This is a genomic window from Sinorhizobium sp. 22678 (genome assembly GCF_052044265.1).
GTDB lineage: Bacteria > Pseudomonadota > Alphaproteobacteria > Rhizobiales > Rhizobiaceae > Sinorhizobium > Sinorhizobium meliloti_A.
In genome coordinates this window covers 79,641-100,937 of the sequence record NZ_JBQEMS010000001.1, presented here as the reverse complement: position 1 = coordinate 100,937, position 21,297 = coordinate 79,641, and the positions used below count along the sequence as shown (strand labels likewise).

Below are 21,297 nucleotides of genomic sequence, written 5' to 3'. Positions count from 1 at the left end.
GATCCGGCGGCCGGTAACAGAAGGAGGCGGCACGCAGATGTATGTCATGGCTCTTGCGACGGATTACGACGGTACACTGGCCGATTACGGTGCCGTCCGTCCGGAAACTCTGGAGACCTTGAAGAGGCTGAAGGAGAGCGGGCGCAAGCTTCTGCTCGTGACCGGGCGCGAACTGCCGGACCTCAAGAGCGTATTTCCCGAAATCGATGTGTTCGACAAGGTCGTCGTCGAGAACGGTGCGCTGCTCTATACGCCGGAAACCGGCGAGGAGCGGCTGCTTGCACCCTCGCCGCCGGAGGCCTTCATCGAGCGCCTCAAGGAGAAGGGCGTCGACAGGATGTCGGTCGGCCGTTCCATCGTCGCCACCTGGGAGCCGTTCCAGACAGCCGCGCTCGAAGCGATCAACGAGCTCGGCCTCGAACTCGAGATCATCTTCAACAAGGGCGCCGTCATGGTGCTCCCGACGGGTGTGAACAAGGCCACGGGGCTGAAGGCGGCCCTGAAGGAGATGGGGCTTTCCTTTCTCAACGTGGTGGGGGTGGGCGATGCCGAGAACGATCACGCGCTTTTGAGGATGTGCGGCTGCGGGGCCGCCGTGGCCAACGCCTTGCCGGCGCTCAAGGACACGGCCGACGTGATCCTCGAGGGTGTGCGCGGGGCCGGCGTCGAGCAACTGATGAACCGGATCATGGAGTCCGATTATGCGTTGTGCGCGAGTGCCCGCCACCAGGTGCCGATCGGTGAGGATGACGAAGGGCCGGTGGAGATCGGACCGCAAGACGTGCTGCTGATAGCGGGGAGTTCCGGCATCGGCAAGTCGAGACTGGCGACCGCCCTTGCGGAGCGATTACGGGAACGGCGCTTCCAGCTCTGCATATTCGATCCGGAGGGCGACTATGAGGGGCTTGAAGGCGCGGTGACCGTGGGGAACGGGTCTGTCGCGCCTACGGGCAGGGAGGTGCTGGAGCTCCTGGCCAATCCGGACGATAACGTCGTCGTCAGCGCAACAGGCGTCGAGCCCAACGACCGGCCCGAGTTCTTCGCCGGCCTGATGCCCGACTTGTCGGCTCTGCGTGCCAAGACCGGCAGGCCGCACTGGCTGATTATCGACGAGGCCCATCATCTCATGCCCGCAGCGCGCGACAGTGCCTCGCTCGCGCTTTCCGACGACCGCTCCGGCATGATCATGATCACGGTCCACCCGGACTCTGTCTCGCCCGATGCTCTCAAGGAGATCACTGCGGTCGCAGCGCTCGGTCCCAAGGCGCGCGACGTAATCGCGACGGTTTGCTCCGTCTTGGGTGAGGCGCTGCCGGACGGGCTGGATGCTGCTTTCGGGGAAGACGAGGTTCTTTTCTGGCGGCGCACGCCGCCCGCGCCGGTTCGGCGGATCAAGAGCGAGCAACCTCGGGAAGCCCGCAAGCGGCATACGCGCAAATATGCGGAGGGCCGGTTGGGCGAGGAGGCAAGCTTCTATTTCCGCGGTCCGAAGAACGAGATGAATTTGCGCGCCCACAATCTGACGATGTTTCTGCAGATCGCCGAAGGCATAGACGACGCGACCTGGGAGCACCATCTGCGCCACGGCGATTACTCGAAGTGGTTCGAGGAACACATCGGCGACGAGGAGTTGGCCGAGGAGGCTGCGGGCATAGAAGAGGATCGTTCGCTCTCGCCTGCCGAAAGTCGGCAGAGGCTGGCCGAGGCGGTGCGCCGGCGCTACACCGCGCCCGCATCCGAAGCGGGTTGAGCCGGCGCCCGCGGCGGGCGTTGAAGAGACGTCTCTTTACTTTTTCGGCTTCTGCTTCGAGGCGGCGCTGCGGCCGTCGGAGCTTTTCGAACGTTCGTCGAACCGATCGGCGCCTTTTCTAAGGTCCGATCCCTTTTGTGCTTCGGTCTTTTTCTCTTCCTTGGCGGCGCCTTTGTGCAGGCCGGTGCTGGATTGCTTGCCCTTCGCCGTCGGGGCTTGTTCGGTACCCATGGCAGCCATTCCTCCTTGCGCGAAACCCAGATTGAACGTGCCCGGATATTTCTTTGTTCCCCTGCCGACGAAGGTAGTTGTGGACTGCCATGATTTTGTCGCTCTTGCCTTCTCTGTGGCTTTTTTGAATTCCTAGAATGAAGGCGCCTGATTCGCGCCGCACCGCATTCGCTCTCCGTGTTCCGAGTTTTCGGGCGGCCGGGGAACTGCCCAAGGAGAAGAACCATGACGGAATACAAGAAGCCGATCATTACCGAGATGCGCCCGAAGATCACGGTCATCGGCGTCGGTGGCGGCGGCGGCAACGCGATCAACAACATGATCGCCGAAAACCTGCAGGGCGTCGATTTCATCGCCGCGAACACGGACGCGCAGGCGCTGGCGACGTCGAAGGCGGAGCGGCGGATCCAGCTGGGCGCTGCCATCACCGAGGGTCTCGGCGCCGGTTCGGTGCCCGACATCGGCAATGCGGCCGCGCAGGAATCGATCGACGAGATCATGGACCACCTCGGCGGCACGCATATGTGCTTCGTCACGGCAGGCATGGGCGGCGGAACCGGTACGGGAGCGGCGCCGGTGATCGCGGAAGCGGCGCGGCGGGCCGGGATCCTGACGGTTGCGGTCGTCACCAAGCCCTTCAGCTTCGAGGGACAGCGGCGCATGCAGACGGCGGAGCTCGGCGTCGAGCGGCTGCGGGAGAGTGCAGACACGGTCATCGTCATCCCCAACCAGAACCTCTTTCGCATCGCCGATGCCAAGACGACCTTCGCCGACGCATTCATGATTGCCGACCGGGTCCTCTATTCGGGCGTCAGCTGCATCACCGACCTGATCGTCAAGGAGGGGCTGATGAATCTCGACTTCGCCGACGTCAAGACGGTGATGAAGGGCATGGGCCGGGCGATGATGGGCACGGGCGAAGCGACCGGCGAGAACCGCGCGATGCTGGCGGCGGAAGCGGCGATCGCCAACCCGCTGCTCGACGAAGTCTCCATGCGCGGTGCCAAAGGCGTGCTCGTGTCGATCTCCGGCGGAATGGATATGACGCTTTTCGAGGTGGACGAGGCGGCGACCCGCATCCGCGAGGAAGTTTACGACGAAGCCGACATCGTCGTCGGTGCGATCTTCGACCGGAGCCTGGACGGCACTTTCCGCGTGTCCGTCGTCGCGACCGGCCTCGACAGCAACCGCGGAACTCAGGCGACGGCGCCGGAGGCCATGAACGGCCAGGCGGCCGCCGCTCCTTCGCGCACGCTGCAATAGGATAGGGCGACCCGGCGGATACCCCCGTACGGGGGAGATGTCACGAAAGTGACGAACGGGGGCGGGGTTTCAGGGAACACAACCCTGCTGCAGTTTGCCCCTCACGCTGGCCCTCTACCCGCAAGGGGGGAGAGGGGACGTGCACCACGTGGGCGATTTTATTTGCGGTTACGCTGTGGTGGACAGGCGCCGCCGCATGTCCCTTCGAGCGGGCCATTCGGCAGCAGCTGGATATCAGTCAGGCAGGCCGGCGCGGCGCAGATCGCTGACGAAACGGGCGATGAAATCTTCCGGCATGACCGGCACGCTGCCGAAGTAGAATTCGGCGCGGGCCGTTTTCACGGTCATGTCCGGGCGACGGCGAAGAAGGTTCGCCACGGCCGAACTGGTTTCGTCGGTCCGGTCGATGGCGCCGAGCGAGGCCGCCAGGACCATTGCCGGCCAGAAGGTGGCGTTCTCCTGGCGCAGGGAGGCACGGGCCGCTTCGGCGGCTTGCGCGAAGCGACCCGACTGATAGTGGGCGATAGCCACCATATTGTAAAAGGTCCACAGATGCGGATCGCGGGGGCTCAACCGGAAGGCTTCGTTGATCGCGGCAATGCCCTCCTCCGGGCGGCCGACATAGCAAAGCGCTTGCCCGAGGGCGAAGTGGCCCTGGGCGAAGCTTGCATCGAGCCTCAGCGCATTCCGCAGGTGGTCTATGCCCCGCTGCGGCTGCCCGCCGAGCGCCCGTGCCCGGCCGAGGGCAAGATGGGCGGCCGGCTCACGGTCGTCGAGCGCGATTGCGCGTTCCGCGAGCGCCGTCGCGTCGGCGATCCGGTCGGCCCGCTCTTCCAGGGGGCCGTACCAGCCGAGCTGTATATGGACATAGGCAAGCCGCGCATGGGCCTGGGCAAAGGCGGGCTCGAGATCGACCGCCCGCTCGAAGAGCGTCTTGGATATCCTCAGATTTTCCAGATCGAACTTGTAAAGATGCCATAGCGCCTTGAGGTAAATGTTCCAGGCATCCATGTCCGTCGCGGTGTGGCCGCGCAGCGCAGCGAATTCGATGAAGCCGAGTTCCGGCTCCACGGTGCCGGTGATCTGCCCCGCGATCTCGTCCTGGAGCACGAAAACATCGTCCAGCATGCGGTCGTAGCGTTCTGCCCAGAGCAGCATGCCGGTTTCGCCGCTCAGCAATTGCGCCGTGATGCGGATGCGGTTGGCCGCGCGACGTATGCTGCCTTCGATCACATATTTGACACCCAGGTCTTCCGCCACTCTCCTCGCGTCGACCGCCTTCCCCTTGAAGGTGAAGGAGGAGTTGCGAGCGACGACGCGCAGCCACCGGCATCGGGCGAGCGTGGTGATCAACTCCTCGGTAAAGCCGTCGGAGAAATGTTCCTGTTCGTCGGCGCTCGAAAGATTCACGAAGGGCAGGACCGCGATCGATGGGCGCTTCTTACCGGGCAGGGGGTCGGTTTGCGCCGGCGCCGGCGGCACTTCCCCTGCCGCGCCGCCCGGCTGCCAGCCCCAGGCGCGGAGCGGACCGGGAAGATCGGCAAATGTCCTGCAGCCGATTTCGGTCAAGGGGAAATCCACCTTCAAGCCGATCTGGTCATAAACCTGCTGCGACACGCACACGCCGCCGGGCGGCGCCATTTCCTGCAGGTGCTCGGCAACGGCAATGCCTTCGCCATGGATGTCGCCATCGTCAGCGACGATGTCGCCGAGATGGACGCCGATGCGCAACTCCAGACGCTCCGCTTCGGCGCCTCCGGCGTGATCATGCATCGTTCGCTGGATCGCGACCGCGCAGGCGACCGCATCGAGAACGCTTGCGAATTCCGCGAGCGTCCCGTCTCCCGCCTGCTTGACGATCCTTCCGCCATGGGCCGCGACCAAAGGTAGAATGAAGGCATCACGGCATTGCTTGACCGCCCGGTACGTGCCTGCTTCATCCAGCCCCATCAGCCGGCTATAGCCGACGACGTCCGCGTCCATGATCGCTGCCAGCCGCCTCATGCCGTCCGTCTCCCGGCGATGTCGTGAGCGAAAATACCGATCGGTTGAACATGTGTGAGCGGTAATTCGTGCGTACTTTCCGGTCCGCTCCAAAGAGCCGCGGACGCCATGAAAAATCGCATTGCGATCGCCTCGAGTGGGAGAGTAGCAATGGGGAAGCGGCAAGTCTATCGGGGCGAAGACCGCTATCTACGGCTGACGCGCCAGATGACATTGCCGACATCGTCGGCCACGAGCAGGGCGCCCTGCTCGTCGATCGCAACGCCGACCGGCCGGCCCATCGCCTTCCCGCTCCGGCTGACAAAGCCGGCGAGGACGTCTCTCGGTCGGCCGTTCGGCTTGCCCTTGGCAAAGGGAACGAAGATCACCTTGTATCCGCTGTGGACGCTGCGGTTCCAGGAGCCGTGCTGGCCTACGAAGGCACCGTTGGCATAGGCGCGCCCGAGCGATGCGCCTTCGGAGAATGTCAGCCCCAGCGAAGCGGTGTGCGAACCAAGAGCGTAGTCGGGTTTTACCGCCTTCGCCACGAGATCCGGGCGCGGCGGCTTGACGCGCGCATCGACATTCTGACCGAAGTAGCTGTAGGGCCAGCCATAGAAGGCGCCGTCCCTGACGGAGGTCATGTAGTCGGGAACGAGATCGTCGCCAAGCTCGTCACGCTCGTTGACGGCGACCCAGAGCTCGCCGCTTTCCGGGTTCCAGGACAGGCCGTTGGGATTGCGCAGGCCCGAAGCGAAGACCCGGGTGCGGCGGCTTGCCTTGTCCACCTCCAGAACGGCCGCGCGATATTTTTCCGCAGCCATGCCGTTTTCCCCGACATTGCTGTTGGAGCCGACGGTGACATAGAGCTTTCGTCCGTCCGGGCTCGCGATCACGTCTTTCGTCCAATGGTGATTGAGATTTCCCGACGGCAGGTCGATGATCTTTTCCGGCGTGCCCAGGCGAGTCTGACCGCGGGAATAGGGGAATGCGACGAGCGCGTCGGTATTGGCGACATAGAGCTTGCCCTTGGAAAGCGTCATGCCGAAGGGAGAATTGAGACCTTCCGCGAAGGTTCTGCGAAGATCGGCGATACCGTCGCCGTCGGTATCGCGCAGAAGCGTGATCCGGTTGGCGCTTGGCGGTGCGGCACCCGCTCGTTTCATCGCCAGCTTCATGAATGCCTTTTTGAGGCTGAAGCCTTCGTCGTGCTTGGCCGGTGCATTGGTTTCGGCCACCAGCACGTCGCCGTTCGGCAGTACATGCAGCCAGCGCGGGTGATCGAGGCCCGCAGCGAAGGCGTTCACCTTCAGCCCTTTTGCGGGTGTCGGCGTGGCGCCTTCCTGCCAGCCTTTTGCGTCGGCGATGTTGACGGTCGGGATCACCGTGGGGTTCGGTTTCGGCAAAGTCGGATTCGGGCCGTAGCCGACTAGGCCCGTCGTGCGAGCCGCATTTCGGGCCGAAACGCCGGCGCAGCCGGCCATAAGCGCACCGGCCATGGTGATGACGATCAGGTTTCGCGGAACGGTAGTCATGCCATGCCCTCCCGAAGAGATCGGCCGCTCTCGCAGTGAGACAGAACGCTGGGCCATACTATTCCCTTCCGCATCCGACTGGCAGCGTTCTCCGCTCGTTCCCTGCAATCTTTGCGAGGGGCGCATTCGGGAGTATTCTCTCCTGCAGCAAGAAAAAAATCGGGGCGCAGCGCGTCTCCAGACGATGCTTGTGCCTCTTCAGCGATTGTGAATGCCCGCGAAAAAGTCCGCTCCCAAAAGGGGAGGGAGTTCGCGCGCAGCCTTGGGAGGAAAGCATGAAACACAAAGCCGAAAGCGGGGGGCCATCGCGCCGCAAATTTCTCCGCGGCGCCGCAGCGGCCGGGGCGGCCATGGCTGCAGCGCCGAGCATCGTGAGGGCACAAGGGCCGGTCAGCATGCGCTGGCAAAGCACGTGGCCGTCCAAGGACATCTTTCACGAGTTCGCGCTCGACTTCGCAAAGAAGGTCAACGATATGACTGGTGGCGACCTCAAGATAGAGGTGCTTCCGGCCGGTGCCGTCGTGCCGGCATTCGGACTGCTCGACGCGGTTTCCGAAGGAACGCTCGATGGGGGCCACGGCGTGATGGTCTATCACTACGGCAAGCAGACTGCGCTGGCGCTGTGGGGATCGGGGCCCGGCTTCGCCATGGACGCCAACATGATGCTGGCCTGGCACAAATACGGCGGCGGCAGGGACCTGCTCGCCAAGCTCTACGAGTCGATCGGCGCCAATGTCGTGTCGTTTCCCTACGGGCCCATGCCGACACAGCCGCTGGGCTGGTTCAAGAAGCCGGTGGCCAAGGCCGAGGACCTGCAGGGACTGAAGTTTCGCACCGTCGGTATCTCGATCGATGTGTTCACAGGGCTCGGCGCAGCGGTCAACGCCTTGCCGGGAGGCGAGATCGTCGCCGCACTCGACCGCGGTCTGCTCGACGCGGCGGAATTCAACAATGCCTCATCCGATCGCCTGCTCGGCTTTCCCGACGTCTCCAAGGTCTGCATGCTGCAGGGCTATCATCAGAATGCCGAGACATTCGAAATCCTGTTCAACAAAGGAAAGTTCGACGGCCTGCCGGACCAGATGAAGGCAATCATAACCAATGCGGTGGACGCGGCGTCGGCGGACATGGCCTGGAAAGCGATCGACCGCTATTCCACGGATTATCGCGAGATGCAGACGGCCGATCAGGTCAAGTTCTACAAGACGCCCGAAGCGATCCTCAAGCGGCAACTCGAAGTCTATGACGAGGTGGTGAAGAAGAAATCGGCGGAAAATCCGGTGTTCAAGGAGGTTCTGCAGTCCCAGATCGCCTTTGCCGAACGCGCGACACGCTGGGAGCAGGATACCGTCGTCAACCGGCGGATGGCCTTCGACCACTATTTCGGGCGAGACGGGGTCGCCAAGTCGCTCTGACTTCATCCCGATCCAGCACATCACCGGCTCAGGGCCGGTGATGTACGGTCAGGACCTGGCCATCCCGGGGGTGCGCGTGAACGTTCAGCATCTGCTCATGAGGATCGACGCCATCAGCGTCTGGACCGGCAAGGCGGCGGCGTGGCTGATCATCGGTCTGATGATGCTGGTCTGCGGTGAAGTCTTCAAACGCTATATCCTGAACATGCCGACCGCATGGATCTTCGATGCCAGCAACATGCTCTACGGCAGCCTCTTCATGCTGGCGGGCGCCTATGCCCTGGCGCAGAACGCGCATGTGCGCGGTGATTTCATCTACAGTTCGTTGAAGCCGCGCACGCAGGCGGCGTTGGACCTCATCCTTTACATCTTCTTCTTCCTGCCCGGGATCGCCGCCCTCATCTATGCAGGCTACGACTATGCCGCATTGTCATGGCGGATCGGCGAGCACTCGACGGTGACCGCCGAAGGGCCGCCGATCTATTACTTCAAGACGGTCATTCCGATCGCAGGCGCACTCGTCATTCTTCAGGGACTGGCGGAGATCCTGCGCTGCATCGTCTGTCTTAGAACCGGGGCGTGGCCGGCGCGGCTGAAGGACGTCGAAGAGATCGATGTCGTCGCCGAGCAGCTTGCCCATAGCGAGCACCTGGACGAGGAAACGCGTGAAGCTGCCATCGAACGCGCGCAGGATATCGACAGGGCGGCCCGGCAGCGCGGCCTCGGAGGGGGAGAGCGGTGAGTGAACCTTTTCTTGGTTTGACGATGCTGGGCCTCATCGTGGTCGTGATCATGATGGGATTTCCGACGGCCTTCACCCTCATGGGTCTCGGAATGCTGTTCGGCTTCTACGCCTTCTACAATCCGGTGGAACCCTGGATCGACAATCGCGTCTTCGATCTCATGGTCCAGCGCACCTACGGCGCCATGACCAATGACGTGCTGATCTCCATCCCGCTTTTCGTGCTGATGGGCTACGTGATGGAGCGCGGCGCGCTGGTCGACAAGATGTTCTACAGCATACAGCTGTCATTCCGGCGCGTTCCGGCATCGCTCGCGGTGACAACGCTCATCGTCTGCACCTTCTGGGGCATCGCCAGCGGCCTCGTCGGCGCCGTGGTTGTGCTGATGGGGGTGATCGCCATGAACCCGATGCTGCGGGCCGGTTACGATGTGAAGCTTGCCTCGGGCGTCATCACCGCCGGAGGCACGCTGGGCATCCTGATCCCTCCGTCGGTGATGATCATCGTCTATGCGGCCGTCGCCGGCCAGTCGGTGGTCAAGCTTTATGCGGCGACGATGTTTCCCGGCTTCTTTCTGGCGCTCCTCTATCTCGCCTATGTCCTCGGCTGGGCGATGCTCAATCCGAAGATCGCTCCGAGTCTGCCCGAGGAACAGACGCGCGTCCCGGTGCCGCCATGGATGAAGCATTTCGCAGAGGTCTATTCACCCAACATGCTCGCCGGTCTTCTCGCAGCGCTCGTCTCGCCATCACGCGCGCTCGGGATCAAAGGGGAAGAGGGACGGCTCACCTATTGGAAACTCGTCAAGAACCTTGCTGCGGCGCTCTTCCCGCTGCTGCTGACGGCGTCCACGCTCTGGCTTCTCTGGTGGTATGTCGTCATTCATCAACAGGCGGCCGCGACCGAAGCACCGGAGGGGCTGGAAGAGCTCGGCGCGCCGGTAGCCGATGCCGGGCCTGCAGCGGCTGGCGGCCCTGCGACGAGCTTCTACGTCTGGTTCGGCCTTGCCGCCGCAATCGCCGTCTTCGCGCTGCTGCGCTACTACCGCAACATGACGGCGGAACGGCTGCAGGTGGTGAAGCTCCTCGTTTCCTCCGTCATGCCGCTCGCAATCCTCACGGTGGTGGTGCTCGGGGTGATCCTGTTCGGCATAACCACCGCGACGGAATCCGCCGCCGTCGGCGCGGCCGGTGCCTTCCTGCTGGCGCTCCAGGCGCGGACTCTCGACTGGCAGCGCACCAAGGAGGCGGTGTTCCTGACCGCGAAGACGACCGCCATGGTCTGCTGGCTCTTCGTCGGGTCGGCGCTTTTCTCCGCCGTTTTCGCGATCCTCGGCGGACAGGCGCTGGTGGAGCAATGGGTTCTCGCGCTGGATCTCACGCCGGTGCAGTTCATGATCCTGTCTCAGGCGATCATCTTCATTCTCGGCTGGCCGCTCGAATGGACCGAGATCATCATCATCTTCGTGCCGATCTTTCTGCCGATGCTCCACCATTTCGACATCGACCCGATCCTCTGGGGCGTGCTCGTCTTCGTCAATTTGCAGGCTGCGTTCCTGTCCCCGCCGGTTGCGATGTCGGCCTACTATCTCAAGGGCGTGTCGCCGCCGCAGGTTACCCTCAACCAGATATTCGCGGGCATGATGCCTTACATGCTCATCGTCATCCTCTGCATGATCATGATGTATATCTGGCCGGGCATGACGCTCTGGCTGCCCGAATATCTCTATGGCTGACGCGCTTGCTGCGGCGATGAACGGCGCCGCGGAAATGACCCGGCGCCAGGAGCGCCCATACAAAACCAGGGCCCGCCGTCAGCGAGCGGGTCCTGGTAAATTGCGGCGAAAATTTCAATCTCTCTATTTTCCCGGCGGCAATATCACACCCGGCTGCCAGACGCCCCGGGCATATCCATCACTCTCCGCCCGGGGGCTGCCGCGAGCTCGACCGGGTAAATCCTCGCAATCGGCGTTCACCCCGAAGGGAGCTCCGATCTAAATTGCTACTGAAATCATTTCCCTGATTGCACCGTTATTTTTGACGAGATCGGTGGCCTTGGTCCAGTAACTTTTCAGGGCGATTTGTTACGAACTACGACCGATTCTTGCGCAGGAGGCGGCTTGGAGAGCTTTACACCCGGGCGCTTCCGGAATTTGTCGCGATGGAAGTCGAGGTCTCCCGCCCTTCCTGTAGAGATTTCATAAAAGCCGAACGTGTTTGGTAACGATCCTAAAATTAGTTAATGCTTATGTGTTGCGGTGGGGCTGCTGAGAGGGAAGGCTATGAGGGCCGCGACGTTCCGCCTGCATCTGAGAAGATTGGTGCGCGACAGGAGCGGCAACTTCGCCGTTCTGGGCGCGATCGCTTTCGTTCCGATCATCGGCGCGGCTGCGCTGGCGATCGACTTCGCCGGGGCTTACCTGGAGGCGGAGAAAATCCAGAGCGCTCTCGATGCGGCCGCGCTCGGCTCGGTCCGCGCCTATGGCGAGGGCGCGACCGAGGACGACGCCTACGCCGCGGCGCAAAAGTTCTTCTGGAGCAATTATGCGCTGCCGCAGGAGAGCGTCGTCGACGCGCTGGCCGTCGCCACGGAGCCGTCCACGCAGGCGCTGTCCGTAAAGTTCACGCGCAATGTGAATGAAGATACCGCTACCGCCGAATTCGTGCTGGACAACAAGCCGCTCTTCCTCGAGCGCCTGCCGCTGCAGATCCGGCGCCTGGCGATTGCCGCGCGCGCCTCCGGGGCGGAGGCCTGCATTCTTGCCCTTCATCGCACGGCAGACCGGGCATTCGAGGTCAGCGGCAGCGCAATTGCCGATCTGACGGGATGCGCGGTCCTTTCGAACTCCGACGACGATCAGTCGGTCTATATCGGCGGCTCAGGCAAGCTCAAAGCCGAGTGTCTTTACGCGGCGGGCGGCATCTACAGCTCGCCGCAGGCAGTGCAGCTCGCCTGCGGGGCCGCCGTGGAAGGATCGCCGCGCATACCCGATCCATTTGCGAGCAAGGTGCTCCCCAGGCCTTCGGGCTGGACGGATCTTTCCGGCTGCGGTCAGGCCTACGTCGCCGGAGGCGGCGGCAACGGCGATTGCAACGGCACCGGAAAGACACCGAAAAATGCCGACGGCCATGTGGTGACGCTGAAACCCGGTACCTACGGAGGCCTGGATCTGAAAGGAGCAGTCGCACTCCAGGCGGGCAATTACATCATCGACGGCGGCCGGCTCGAACTCGGCAGCCAGACGGTCGTCAGCGGTCAGGGCGTGACCTTTTTCCTGATCAACGATGCGGAACTCAGAATCAATGGAGGCGCCACCTTCAATATCTCGCCTTCGCTCGAGGGCAGTTGGGCCGGCTTCTCGATCGTTGCAGAGCACGGCAACGCCGCACCAGCCGTCATCAACGGCAACAGCAAATCCTCGCTGACAGGGATCCTCTATTTGCCCGACGCCGGCGAGCTCCAATATGCCGGCAACGGCACGACCAGCGGTGAGTGCATCAGATTGATCGCACAGGAGATCACGCTGATCGGCAACAGTACTTTCAAGATGGATTGCAGCAAGGAGCTTGCCAATACCCATTTCAATTATCCGGGCGCCATTCGTCTGGTGCGCTGATCCTGAAAGCAGCGACGCCAGGCCGCCATGCTGGCCGCCGGGGCGGGATAAGGGTCAACAGCCGCGGACCGATAGGCAAAAACGCGCCAATTTCGGGCCACAGTAGCGAATTGGCGAAGAAATCGACGCCAATTGCGCAAGTCAAGCGGTCTTTGCCACAATTTCGCTTCACCTAGCCGGCAAGTTTTCGCCTGCTGACCACCGGCTGGCAGGGGAATTTCGAACTCTCGCAAAGCGAACGCCATCAGGTTGGGGGCACGGCCATTGCAATTCGCGGGCCGGCTGCAACACCGCGCTGAAAATCCATATTCGGTTTTCGGAGACGGTCATGTGCAGCCTCAAAGCGCTAGAGAGTCCTTTGTGCTTTGTGCCGAAGGCGTAGTGCAGCCTTGACGGCTGCCGACACGGTACCGCTCACGGGCGGACCGTGCAGCGATCCAGGCATGCGGCCTTGGCGCCTTTAACGGGCGCTGGGCGCGGCCGTCGCTGCACGCCTCGGTGGAGGACGCTCTAGCCCTTTGATTCCGGAGCCATCTTCATCTGCGATCGGGACGCATTCCCGAATGCGGAGCGGCTCGGCGCGTGCATATGCGCGTCTGCGGAAGGGGCGAACTTCTTGCGATGGACGGAGACGAAGAGGCAGGCGAAGGCCGGCATGACGCCGTCCGCGCCGGCTGCATCTTTTGGATCGAAGTCAATCCGGAAGATGCGGCAAAACCAGGTGCTACGGCGACTTTGCGTCTGATTGGACGCGCAGCGCCGTGAGGGAGACCAACTCATGAAGGTTGTCGCGCTTCTGACTGCAGCATTTCTTGCGCTTACGTCACCCGACACCGCATCAGCGGGAATGCTCACCCAGGCCCAGCAATATGCCGGGCTGCACGAGGTGAAGAACAACAGGCGCCTGCGCGCCGCTCTCGGCATCAATCCGGCCCGTACGCCCTGGTGCGGCCATTTCATGGGGATGGTCGCCCGGAAATCCGGCCGGCAGCCACCGAAGAGCTATGGCATCGCCCGCTCGTGGCTGAGGTTCGGTGCGCCCGTCAAGCTGTCCTACGCAAAGCCGGGCGACGTCGTCGTCGTCAGAGCCGGACGGAGCTATCACGTCGGCGTCCTGTCGCAGATGTCCAAATCGACCGCACGTCTTATCGGCGGCAACCAGTCGGGTCGCGTGCAGTTGTCCTATTTCAGCCGGGCCCAGGTGGTGGCGGTAAGACGATAGCGGCCAAGGCCGCGCACGGGCTCATCGCAAGGTTCCCGGCGGACGGCGACGCCGCGGAGGGCTCGCGCGCGGCACAATCTGCAGCTTTACACTCTTGCTCGTCCCGCTCTAATCTCCGCGGCAATTCAATGTGGAATTGCCCCTGATGTCGCTTCGCCTTGCCACCTTCAATATCGAAAACCTCATGAGCCGCTTCGATTTTTCCGGCTTTCGCAACCAGCTCAAGCAGGATCGGGTGTTGCGGCTCTTCGACGTTCGCAGCGAGGCGGAATACCAGCGTCTGGAAGAGGCACGCACGATCGCGCATACGGACGACACCCGGCAGATGTCGGCGCTGGCGATTGCCGATTGCGACGCCGATATTCTCTGCCTGCAGGAGGCCGACAACATGGCGGCGCTGCAGGCCTTCGAATATGGCTATCTGTTTCGCATGGCCGGCAACGGCTATCGCCAGAAATATCTGATCGAAGGCAACGACTCCCGCGGCATAGATGTCGCCGTGCTGATGCGGGAGGAGACCCGCGGCGGCCAGAAGATCGAGTGCCTGGAGGTAAAGAGCCACGCTGCGCTCACCTATGAGGATCTCGACCTTTTCAGCGACGAACTGGCACTTACGAACCGGCCCCGCGACCGCATCTTCAAACGCGATTGCCTCGAATTGGATGTGAGAATCGGCGGGAGGCCGCTGACCCTCTATGTGGTGCATTTCAAGTCCATGGGGCCGGCGCGCGAAGGTCTCGACGGCCGGCAGGCGACGATGGCCGTGCGTGTCGCGGAGGTGAAGGCCGTGCGCCATATCATCGAACGCCGCTTCGGCCGCGGACATACGGCCGACAAAGTCTTCGCCATCTGTGGCGATATGAATGACTATCAGGAGAAGGTGAAGGTGCTGGGCGACCGGCGCAACGGCTATGAATTCGTGCCGCATGAGGAAACGACGAGCGCGCTCGACATCCTGAGCCACGACGGCTTTGTCGAAAATCCTAATCTGCGCCGGCCGGTCCTCGACCGCTGGACGCTCTTCCATAGCCGGGGGCCGGATGATCGGCATCTCTGCCAGCTCGACTATATCTGGCTGTCGCCGGAGCTGGCGCGCCGCAACGCGGCCCGGCTGCCTGAAATCATCCGTTCCGGGCAGCCCTATCGCACGATCTTTCCCGCGGGGCAGGAGGTCGAGCGTTATCCGCGCACCGGCTGGGACCGTCCGAAAGCCTCCGACCATTGCCCTGTTGTAATGACCTTGGATATTTGAAGATGACCTTACTGGAAACCAGCCAGGGGCAATGGCCTCTCGACGGGACGATCTTCCCGGTCTCGGACATCGATATAGAGGTCTCGCCCGAGCCCCATCCGTTCCATCTGGCAGAGGCGGATCGGGCGCGCGAAAGCTGGCAGCGGGAAATCGCCGCGAACCCACACCTTTTCGACGGCCGGATGGTACTGCAGAGGTCGGTCCGGATCACGGACGGGCGCATCAGCGCGCGGGCCCACATCGTTCCCTATTCGACCTTTCTCTGGTGGCGGAAAACGAGGGCGGCGGGCGCGAGCCATATCTTCGGCATGCCGATGCTCGTCTCTTCGGACGGCGCCTTGATCGCCATCCGCATGGGTGCGCACACGGCCAATCCGGGCCGGGTCTATAGCCCCGGCGGTTCGCTGGAGCCAGAGGACATCATCGACGGGCGCTGCGACGTCGCGCGCAACATCGCGCGCGAGGTCATGGAGGAAACCGGCATCTCGCTTTCCGAGGCGATCGCAGAGCCGGGCTGGCACGCCATCCGCATGGATGGCACCCTTACCGTCTTCCGCGTTTTCCGGTTGGCGGCCACGGCGGAGGAAATCCTTGCACGGGTGGCGGCGCATGTTGCTGCCGATCCCCATCCCGAGATCGACGAGGCGGTGGCGATCCGGGGGCCAGAGCCGACCGCACATAATTATCCGCCGTTCATTCCACCCATACTTGAATGGCTTTTTGCGCGTAGCCGCGGGCAGCAGATGGCGTGAAGGTACGTCGCCGCGGGCATTTTGCCTTGCCGCCGGGGCGCTGGCGTTGCAAGGTCGCGAGCGGTGCGGCACAGCAGAGTTTTGACCCGACGTCGCGGCGTCGGCAGACGGGATCTTCGTAATACCGCGCTACCCGGACCTAATCTACAACGACCCGGACCAATAAGGGGACATGTATGGCACGGCGTTACGCGATCTACGATGTCTTCACCGAGAAACGGCTGGCGGGCAACCCTCTGGCAGTGGTGTTCGAGGCCGAGGGGCTTGCCGAGGAAGCCATGCAGGCGATCGCCCAGGAGTTCAACCTTTCCGAAACGGTTTTCATCCTGCGGCCCGGCAACGCCGCCCATTCCGCCCGGCTTCGGATATTCACGCCGGCACACGAGCTGCCCTTCGCCGGACACCCGACAGTCGGAGCGGCCGTAGCAATTGCGGAAGCGGCCTACGGGGAGGCCAACAGTGCGCTCGAACTGATGCAGGTGCTGGAAGAAAGCGTGGGGCCGGTCCGCGCTGCCGTCAGGCTGAAGCCGGGAGCGGCGACCTTCGCCGAATTCGACCTGCCGCGCAAACCGATCCGGCTCCACGCGCAGTTGGACCGGCAGGAGATCGCCGACGCCCTTGCGCTCAAGACGACGCAGGTCGGCTTTGAAAATCATGTGCCGTCGTTCTGGAGCGCCGGCGTTCCCTTCGTCATGGTGCCCCTCCATGACGTCGGCGCGGCGGCTTCGGTGGAATTCGATCCGCAGCGCTGGGAGCACCTTGCACCGCTTGCCGAGGGCCGGCTCGCTGCAGCCTATCTCTACTGTCGCGGCGGCATCAATCATACAGCCCGCTTTCATGCCCGGATGTTCGCCCCGGGCATGGGCCTCGTCGAAGACCCGGCAACCGGCTCGGCCGCGGCCGCTCTTTCGGGCGCCATCAACTTCTTCGACGGCCTGGTCGATGGCCACCACCCCATGCTGATCGAGCAGGGGGTCGAAATGGGCCGCCCTTCCTTCATTCATCTGCATCTGGACATAGCGGAGGGCAAGATCGCGAGCGCGCGGATAGGCGGCCATGCCACAAAAGTTGCCGAAGGGGAGTTGACGGTCTGAAGTGGCGGCGAAGGACGCACGAATGCACCGCGCTGAAATTTTTGCAGAAAACTTGCAAAGGGCGCTGGACAAGCCCGGCGAACGCCATTATACGCCCCACCAGACCGCAGCGAAGCGGTTCCGGTCGGGTGATTAGCTCAGTTGGTAGAGCAGCTGACTCTTAATCAGCGGGTCCACGGTTCGAGCCCGTGATCACCCACCAAAAACCCCTTGAAATCATTGCGCAATTTCGAAGGTGTCCGGGATTTCCGGATGACTGGTTTCCAAGAAATTGGAAACGGTTTCCAATTCACGTTCCGTTCTTGTTCCTGAAGGCGGCCGGCTCGATCTCGCTCCAGCGCGCTTCCATGAGCTTCATCGCGTCCTTCGCGAGGCTCCTCAGAGCCACCTCTCGGCCGTAGTGCTGCACCATCTGCGCCGACATGTTGCAGATCGCCCCCACCTGGTTCTCGGTGCAGCCAACCTCCAGCAGATTGATCACTGCGTTCTTGCGCAGACCGTGGAAGACGATGCGGTTCTCACGGAACGGCTTGAACGCCTCTTTCGCCATGAGCTTCTGCCATTCGGTCCGGAATCCGTCTGCGCTCTTGTATGACGTGGCGCGAGCGCCGGCGTGCAGCATCACGCTGTCCGAGGTTGGCACTCGGTCGATCCATTTTCGATAGGCGAAGTGGATCGGAATCCAAACTGTGTTTCCCGTCTTCTGCGCGCGGACGGCGATTGTATTCTCGCCGGCCTTCGGCTTGGTCATGGCCAGCACGTCGCCCTGGCGCTGCCCGGTGAAGAATGCCGACATGGCGATCATCTGCATGTGAAACGGTGCGTGCTCCAGCAGGATCTCAAAAGCCCAGTTCGGCCACGGCACCCACGGTTCTCCGCCCGGTATCTTTTCCGTCATCTCCACGACGTTCGTCTTGCAGTAGCCGCGTGAGGCGCCCCACGCCATCAGGCGGGACAGGAATGCTCGGAACTGGTTTGCCTTCGCCGGCGTCTCTCCGAGGGCGTCTATCGCGTCCTGCGCATCGACCGTCGTCAAGTCGACCGGGAGGTCGTCTCCCCACGTCTCTTTGATAATGTCGCCAGAGGTTCTGTAGCCGCGCTGGGTGGAAGGCGCCAGCTTGGTCCAGAAGGGATTGGTCTCGCTCTGGAAGGCTTCGACGAGCGCTTTGAAATCCTTGATGCCTTGGCGGCCGCGACGGATGAATGCTTCGTGCGCCTTCGTGGCCTCGGGCCAAAACTCTTTGCTCTTCAGATCCGGTAGCCGCTTGCCGTCCAGCAGGAAGCCTTTTTCATCGCGGGCCATGGCTTCGCAAATCGACAGGCGTTCGGAGAACTCTTTCTCAAGCGGTTCCGGAAGGGCGATCGACGGCCACGCCTCCTTGGTGTTCCGGAACCGGGTGTAGAAGGTGTAGACGGTTTGCGAACCGTTGGCGCGTCGCTTGATTACGCGGTGCACGTGCCTAGGCAGTTCCACTGTTCCGCTTTTCCCTGATCTTCTCACGGAACTTCGCTCCCAATCCCGAAGACATCGTCGATGTGCTGAGGTTCATCGCCCGGTCCAGATCCTCACGATACCAGAACTTCCGTCGCGTGCTGTCAACGATGCGCGGGTTCGGATAGGTCGTTCCGACGCGCTCGAGGAAATCCTCGACGTGCTTTTCGCCGCAATATCCCGCTGCCATGTCTGCCGTCATCCGCGGTGGCCAACTGCCCGGCGGGACAAGGGAAGGCCGGCGCTCTCTCATCCTTCACCTCTCTTTGCGGCTTCCTGCTCGTTCGCAATCGCCCTCCCGACTGCGAGCAGGATCTCGACGTGGGTCATGGGGCGCGGCTTACCGACTATTGCCTCTGCTTCCTCGCGGACTGATTCCGGCAACGCGTAGTATTCGCGCGTGGCGGGGGTGGCGTTTGTGAGGTCGGGCGTAACTGTCATGGCGCAAAATACGATCTAGGTTGGGTATCGGCAGCGAGGTACAGCGGATGGCCTGGCTGTCCGTCCGCTGTCACTTTCAGCGCCACCAGGTCGAAGAATTCGAGCCGCTCGGCGACCTCGCGACCGCGGTCATGAAGATTTCCGTGGGTTCCCCACGCGCAAACGATCTTACGGGCGCTCTTGGCTATCGCAAGGATGTGCTGATCGTTGTCCGGCCCGATCGGATCCGGATGGTCGTAAAGGGCCTTCGGATCGGTGGATCGAAGGGCAAAGAGGTTGCCAACGATCAAGCCGCCGAAGCCCCAGGTCCTGGCAAAGCCGACGCATCGGCGAATTGTCGGGTCATCTTGGCTGGCGTCGGCGGTGGAAGGGTTCAGCATGAGAAAGGCGACCTTGGGTTTGTCGCCGTCCCACTGCCGATCGAGGCGGTACCGGTAGGCACCGCATTCCGAGATGATAGCCGAGGACTTCGCTTCGGTTGCTAACATGTCGAGCGTGTCGGTGCTCATACCTCGTTCCTCGACCGGAGCGCGCCGGCGGTCGCAAGCGTCTGATTGATGATAGCAGTTGCGAATGGCGCCGCATCCTCGCCCATGTCGGACCAGAGTCCGTGAATGGTCAGAGCCAGGACGTGCGGATTGATCCGCGCGGCGCGCCAGAAGCGCTCCTCGTTCATGCCGTGCTGGCGGCGGTGCTCGTCCGGGTGCAACGGAAGAACCCAGCGATCTGAAACCTTGCTGCCCTTGCCACGACCATAATGGCCGTACCGAGTCGCTGCGCAAGACAGGTGCGCAGCCTCGACGCCGTAGCGGCCGGAGACGCAGCAGGGAAGCTCGTGCACGAATGCCAGATAATCCTTGCTCTTCGTCGGCTTGCGCTTTGGTGTCGGGTCTGGTCGCATGAAATTGGCAATGCGGGACGCCATGGTCTACTCCATCATCTGTCGTTTGCACGGGCCGTCGCACCAGAACCGAAGGTGGTTCTTCCGGCCGGCGAGGCGCGCGTGAAGGAAGCCGTCGCACTGAGGGCAGCGGACGCGGGCGGCGGTGAGGCCCTTTTTGATCATCTGGGCCTTCATCTTCATGCCGTCGGTCAGCGTCGACATGATCGAGGCTTTGTCGAAGGAGGCGCTCATGCTGCCACCTTCTCGATCTGGTCGATGTTCTGCTTGATGACGCGGAAGGAATAGGCGGCAACCCAAGGATTGGCTTCCCAAGAGCCTGCGCCGTTGATCTCGTCCCACAGGTGGCGATACCACTTCGTCGCGGGCATGTTCTTGGCTTCGACCGCTCCCGGCCAGCCTTCCGCCAGAGCATCAGGGATGCTGATGTCCTGCAGCCGCTCGACGCGAACGTCGGTGACGAGAAGCGTCAGGCGCGAATCCTGCCGGCGCATGAAGATCGACGGACGCCAGCGCGAAAGCTCCGGTTGCACGTCGTCGGCGCGGTAGTAGACCAGCCTCGTCAGGTCAGGGCAGGCCATGTGATCGTCGCCGTTGTCGCCGACGCGGGCATGAGTTTCCTTTACCCACAGACGATCGCCACGGCTTATCTTCACTGGAACTTCGCCTCCGAAGTTGCCGAATTTCGTGCGGCGCTCGAATGCGTGGTACGGCTCTTTGCCAAACGGCCGGATAGTCTTCCGGATGATCGTCACGCCTGCCGGTGGTTGGTCCTTGCAAAGCCTTCGCGTCTGCGTCTTGCGGCCGGCGAGCAGCGCGCGGGCCATAGGGGCGGAGAAGAGAATAGGACGATCGGTCATGCTGACTCCGGATACTGGCGAACGAGAAGGTCAGCCGGGATCGGCGCCTTGCGCGTCATCTGCTTCATGAAGAAGGCACGGCCGAGCGCGGCGCTCTGATCGCGCAGATAGCGGAAGTTGTCCGGGTCGGTGTGTCGCGCCTTGTGCGGCCCCTGGTCGGTCTCGCCTCCGGTGATGATCCAGTCCGGCGCATACTTGTCGAGGACGACACGGCCGAGTAGCGGTTCGAAGCTTCCGAAGGTGAAGAGCGGCCGGAGCGCTTCCTTGACCTCCCAGAGCTTCATCCGGTCACGGTCATATTCCGGCTGGTTCGCAATGGTGGCGCCAATCGCCGCGTTGGTCGGCAGCATCGGATTTCCGCGCATAGGATCTGTCATCTTCATGACGTTGCCAATGCGCTTGGTGAGTAGCAGCCAAATCAGGTTTGGCGTTGCGGCGATGAGGGTGAACAGATCGGCGCGCCACATCTCGTCGACTTCGTTGTCGAAGACGTCGGCCAACGATGCGCAGAAGACATAAGGGCGGGTTCCGGCTTCCTTGGCAGCCTTGTCCCAAGCGAGCGGCTTACGCCAATTGGCTTTGCCCGTGCGCTGCCGATCTTCGCCGGCTCCCCACTGGACACGGCCGTAACGGTTCGCCATCAGGTTTTCAGCGTAGCAGCCATCACATGCCGGAGAGACCTTCGTGCAGCCGATCCACGGATTGAAGGTGTGATCGGTCCATTCGATCTTGCTGTTCTCAGCCATT

At 62.6% G+C, this 21,297-nt stretch carries 21 protein-coding genes and 1 tRNA gene; 11 read left to right on the top strand and 11 right to left on the bottom strand.

Annotated elements, in window-relative coordinates:
* The first annotated feature begins 37 nt into the window (after window positions 1–37).
* Window positions 38–1,750: an HAD-IIB family hydrolase gene (locus tag ACTJKL_RS00660; RefSeq protein WP_411933639.1), complete on the top strand. Its 1,713-nt coding sequence runs from the start codon at window positions 38–40 to the stop codon at window positions 1,748–1,750.
* 36 nt (window positions 1,751–1,786) lie between these two features.
* Here ACTJKL_RS00660 and ACTJKL_RS00655 read toward each other — a convergent pair whose 3' ends face one another.
* The gene (locus ACTJKL_RS00655) at window positions 1,787–1,981 is read right to left on the bottom strand and encodes a hypothetical protein (protein ID WP_440851924.1); all 195 of its coding nucleotides are present in this window, start codon (window positions 1,979–1,981) and stop codon (window positions 1,787–1,789) included.
* A 225-nt stretch (window positions 1,982–2,206) separates the two neighbouring features.
* On the opposite strand from ACTJKL_RS00655, the gene ftsZ reads away from it, so the two are divergent.
* On the top strand, window positions 2,207–3,244 hold the full coding sequence (gene ftsZ / locus ACTJKL_RS00650; protein ID WP_018095334.1) for a cell division protein FtsZ: 1,038 nt from the start codon (window positions 2,207–2,209) through the stop codon (window positions 3,242–3,244).
* Window positions 3,245–3,478: 234 nt separating this feature from the next.
* On the opposite strand, the gene ACTJKL_RS00645 is transcribed toward ftsZ, so the two are convergent.
* Both ACTJKL_RS00645 and ACTJKL_RS00640 read right to left on the bottom strand, forming a co-directional pair.
* Window positions 3,479–5,248, bottom strand: a complete 1,770-nt coding sequence (locus ACTJKL_RS00645) for an adenylate/guanylate cyclase domain-containing protein (protein WP_440851923.1) — start codon at window positions 5,246–5,248, stop codon at window positions 3,479–3,481.
* A gap of 185 nt (window positions 5,249–5,433) precedes the next feature.
* Window positions 5,434–6,762, bottom strand: coding sequence for a PQQ-dependent sugar dehydrogenase (locus tag ACTJKL_RS00640; protein WP_440851922.1), 1,329 nt, complete (start codon window positions 6,760–6,762; stop codon window positions 5,434–5,436).
* Window positions 6,763–7,037: 275 nt separating this feature from the next.
* Here ACTJKL_RS00640 and ACTJKL_RS00635 point away from each other — a divergent pair, with 275 nt between their 5' ends.
* The 9 genes from ACTJKL_RS00635 (at window position 7,038) to ACTJKL_RS00595 (ending at window position 17,058) form a co-directional block, all read left to right on the top strand.
* A complete protein-coding gene (locus ACTJKL_RS00635) occupies window positions 7,038–8,177 on the top strand; it encodes a TRAP transporter substrate-binding protein (RefSeq protein WP_275597723.1) in 1,140 nt (379 codons plus the stop codon).
* Between the two features lie 40 nt (window positions 8,178–8,217).
* The gene (locus ACTJKL_RS00630) at window positions 8,218–8,919 is read left to right on the top strand and encodes a TRAP transporter small permease subunit (RefSeq protein ID WP_338283959.1); all 702 of its coding nucleotides are present in this window, start codon (window positions 8,218–8,220) and stop codon (window positions 8,917–8,919) included.
* Window positions 8,916–10,655: a TRAP transporter large permease gene (locus tag ACTJKL_RS00625; RefSeq protein WP_275599866.1), complete on the top strand. Its 1,740-nt coding sequence runs from the start codon at window positions 8,916–8,918 to the stop codon at window positions 10,653–10,655. The genes ACTJKL_RS00630 and ACTJKL_RS00625 overlap by 4 nt, the downstream gene beginning before the upstream one ends.
* A 546-nt stretch (window positions 10,656–11,201) precedes the next feature.
* Window positions 11,202–12,536 carry a TadE/TadG family type IV pilus assembly protein gene (locus ACTJKL_RS00620; RefSeq protein WP_440851921.1) on the top strand — a complete coding sequence of 445 codons (1,335 nt, stop codon included), beginning with the start codon at window positions 11,202–11,204 and terminating at the stop codon, window positions 12,534–12,536.
* A 778-nt stretch (window positions 12,537–13,314) separates the two neighbouring features.
* A complete protein-coding gene (locus tag ACTJKL_RS00615; RefSeq protein ID WP_100674869.1) occupies window positions 13,315–13,758 on the top strand; it encodes an NlpC/P60 family protein in 444 nt (147 codons plus the stop codon).
* 145 nt (window positions 13,759–13,903) lie between these two features.
* Entirely contained in the window at window positions 13,904–15,010 is a 1,107-nt protein-coding gene (locus tag ACTJKL_RS00610) for an endonuclease/exonuclease/phosphatase family protein (protein WP_440851920.1), read from the top strand.
* Window positions 15,011–15,012: 2 nt separating this feature from the next.
* Complete coding sequence (locus tag ACTJKL_RS00605; RefSeq protein ID WP_440851919.1) at window positions 15,013–15,762, top strand: NUDIX hydrolase; 750 nt, start codon at window positions 15,013–15,015, stop codon at window positions 15,760–15,762.
* Between the two features lie 176 nt (window positions 15,763–15,938).
* A complete protein-coding gene (locus ACTJKL_RS00600; protein ID WP_440851918.1) occupies window positions 15,939–16,856 on the top strand; it encodes a PhzF family protein in 918 nt (305 codons plus the stop codon).
* A 126-nt stretch (window positions 16,857–16,982) separates the two neighbouring features.
* Window positions 16,983–17,058 (top strand) — tRNA-Lys (locus ACTJKL_RS00595).
* An 87-nt stretch (window positions 17,059–17,145) separates the two neighbouring features.
* Here the strand turns inward: ACTJKL_RS00595 and ACTJKL_RS00590 are convergent.
* The 8 genes from ACTJKL_RS00590 to ACTJKL_RS00555 are packed head-to-tail and all read right to left on the bottom strand — an operon-like array spanning window position 17,146 to window position 21,296.
* Window positions 17,146–18,330: a site-specific integrase gene (locus ACTJKL_RS00590; protein WP_440851917.1), complete on the bottom strand. Its 1,185-nt coding sequence runs from the start codon at window positions 18,328–18,330 to the stop codon at window positions 17,146–17,148.
* Entirely contained in the window at window positions 18,317–18,550 is a 234-nt protein-coding gene (locus tag ACTJKL_RS00585) for a hypothetical protein (RefSeq protein WP_440851916.1), read from the bottom strand. Before ACTJKL_RS00585 ends, ACTJKL_RS00590 begins: the two co-directional genes overlap by 14 nt.
* Before the next feature lie 47 nt (window positions 18,551–18,597).
* Entirely contained in the window at window positions 18,598–18,789 is a 192-nt protein-coding gene (locus ACTJKL_RS00580) for a hypothetical protein (protein ID WP_440851915.1), read from the bottom strand.
* On the bottom strand, window positions 18,786–19,298 hold the full coding sequence (locus tag ACTJKL_RS00575; RefSeq protein ID WP_440851914.1) for a DUF1643 domain-containing protein: 513 nt from the start codon (window positions 19,296–19,298) through the stop codon (window positions 18,786–18,788). Before ACTJKL_RS00575 ends, ACTJKL_RS00580 begins: the two co-directional genes overlap by 4 nt.
* Window positions 19,295–19,714 carry a DUF968 domain-containing protein gene (locus ACTJKL_RS00570; protein WP_440851913.1) on the bottom strand — a complete coding sequence of 140 codons (420 nt, stop codon included), beginning with the start codon at window positions 19,712–19,714 and terminating at the stop codon, window positions 19,295–19,297. The genes ACTJKL_RS00575 and ACTJKL_RS00570 overlap by 4 nt, the downstream gene beginning before the upstream one ends.
* A 3-nt stretch (window positions 19,715–19,717) precedes the next feature.
* On the bottom strand, window positions 19,718–19,924 hold the full coding sequence (locus tag ACTJKL_RS00565) for a hypothetical protein (RefSeq protein ID WP_088203249.1): 207 nt from the start codon (window positions 19,922–19,924) through the stop codon (window positions 19,718–19,720).
* Window positions 19,921–20,550 carry a hypothetical protein gene (locus tag ACTJKL_RS00560; RefSeq protein WP_440851912.1) on the bottom strand — a complete coding sequence of 210 codons (630 nt, stop codon included), beginning with the start codon at window positions 20,548–20,550 and terminating at the stop codon, window positions 19,921–19,923. The genes ACTJKL_RS00565 and ACTJKL_RS00560 overlap by 4 nt, the downstream gene beginning before the upstream one ends.
* Window positions 20,547–21,296, bottom strand: coding sequence for a DUF5131 family protein (locus ACTJKL_RS00555; protein ID WP_440851911.1), 750 nt, complete (start codon window positions 21,294–21,296; stop codon window positions 20,547–20,549). The genes ACTJKL_RS00560 and ACTJKL_RS00555 overlap by 4 nt, the downstream gene beginning before the upstream one ends.
* Window position 21,297 lies beyond the last annotated feature (1 nt).

Bases quoted from the DNA above. Each gene is read 5' to 3' on its own strand.
- ACTJKL_RS00655 (WP_440851924.1), bottom strand. From the start codon at position 1,981: ATGGGTACCGAACAAGCCCCGACGGCGAAGGGCAAGCAATCCAGCACC.
- ACTJKL_RS00610 (WP_440851920.1), top strand. From the start codon at position 13,904: ATGTCGCTTCGCCTTGCCACCTTCAATATCGAAAACCTCATGAGCCGC.
- ACTJKL_RS00575 (WP_440851914.1), bottom strand. From the start codon at position 19,298: ATGAGCACCGACACGCTCGACATGTTAGCAACCGAAGCGAAGTCCTCG.
- ACTJKL_RS00645 (WP_440851923.1), bottom strand. From the start codon at position 5,248: ATGAGGCGGCTGGCAGCGATCATGGACGCGGACGTCGTCGGCTATAGC.
- ACTJKL_RS00560 (WP_440851912.1), bottom strand. From the start codon at position 20,550: ATGACCGATCGTCCTATTCTCTTCTCCGCCCCTATGGCCCGCGCGCTG.
- ACTJKL_RS00580 (WP_440851915.1), bottom strand. From the start codon at position 18,789: ATGACAGTTACGCCCGACCTCACAAACGCCACCCCCGCCACGCGCGAA.
- ACTJKL_RS00600 (WP_440851918.1), top strand. From the start codon at position 15,939: ATGGCACGGCGTTACGCGATCTACGATGTCTTCACCGAGAAACGGCTG.
- ACTJKL_RS00565 (WP_088203249.1), bottom strand. From the start codon at position 19,924: ATGAGCGCCTCCTTCGACAAAGCCTCGATCATGTCGACGCTGACCGAC.
- ACTJKL_RS00605 (WP_440851919.1), top strand. From the start codon at position 15,013: ATGACCTTACTGGAAACCAGCCAGGGGCAATGGCCTCTCGACGGGACG.
- ACTJKL_RS00635 (WP_275597723.1), top strand. From the start codon at position 7,038: ATGAAACACAAAGCCGAAAGCGGGGGGCCATCGCGCCGCAAATTTCTC.
- ftsZ (WP_018095334.1), top strand. From the start codon at position 2,207: ATGACGGAATACAAGAAGCCGATCATTACCGAGATGCGCCCGAAGATC.
- ACTJKL_RS00615 (WP_100674869.1), top strand. From the start codon at position 13,315: ATGAAGGTTGTCGCGCTTCTGACTGCAGCATTTCTTGCGCTTACGTCA.
- ACTJKL_RS00570 (WP_440851913.1), bottom strand. From the start codon at position 19,714: ATGGCGTCCCGCATTGCCAATTTCATGCGACCAGACCCGACACCAAAG.
- ACTJKL_RS00585 (WP_440851916.1), bottom strand. From the start codon at position 18,550: ATGACGGCAGACATGGCAGCGGGATATTGCGGCGAAAAGCACGTCGAG.
- ACTJKL_RS00630 (WP_338283959.1), top strand. From the start codon at position 8,218: ATGTACGGTCAGGACCTGGCCATCCCGGGGGTGCGCGTGAACGTTCAG.
- ACTJKL_RS00555 (WP_440851911.1), bottom strand. From the start codon at position 21,296: ATGGCTGAGAACAGCAAGATCGAATGGACCGATCACACCTTCAATCCG.
- ACTJKL_RS00660 (WP_411933639.1), top strand. From the start codon at position 38: ATGTATGTCATGGCTCTTGCGACGGATTACGACGGTACACTGGCCGAT.
- ACTJKL_RS00640 (WP_440851922.1), bottom strand. From the start codon at position 6,762: ATGACTACCGTTCCGCGAAACCTGATCGTCATCACCATGGCCGGTGCG.
- ACTJKL_RS00620 (WP_440851921.1), top strand. From the start codon at position 11,202: ATGAGGGCCGCGACGTTCCGCCTGCATCTGAGAAGATTGGTGCGCGAC.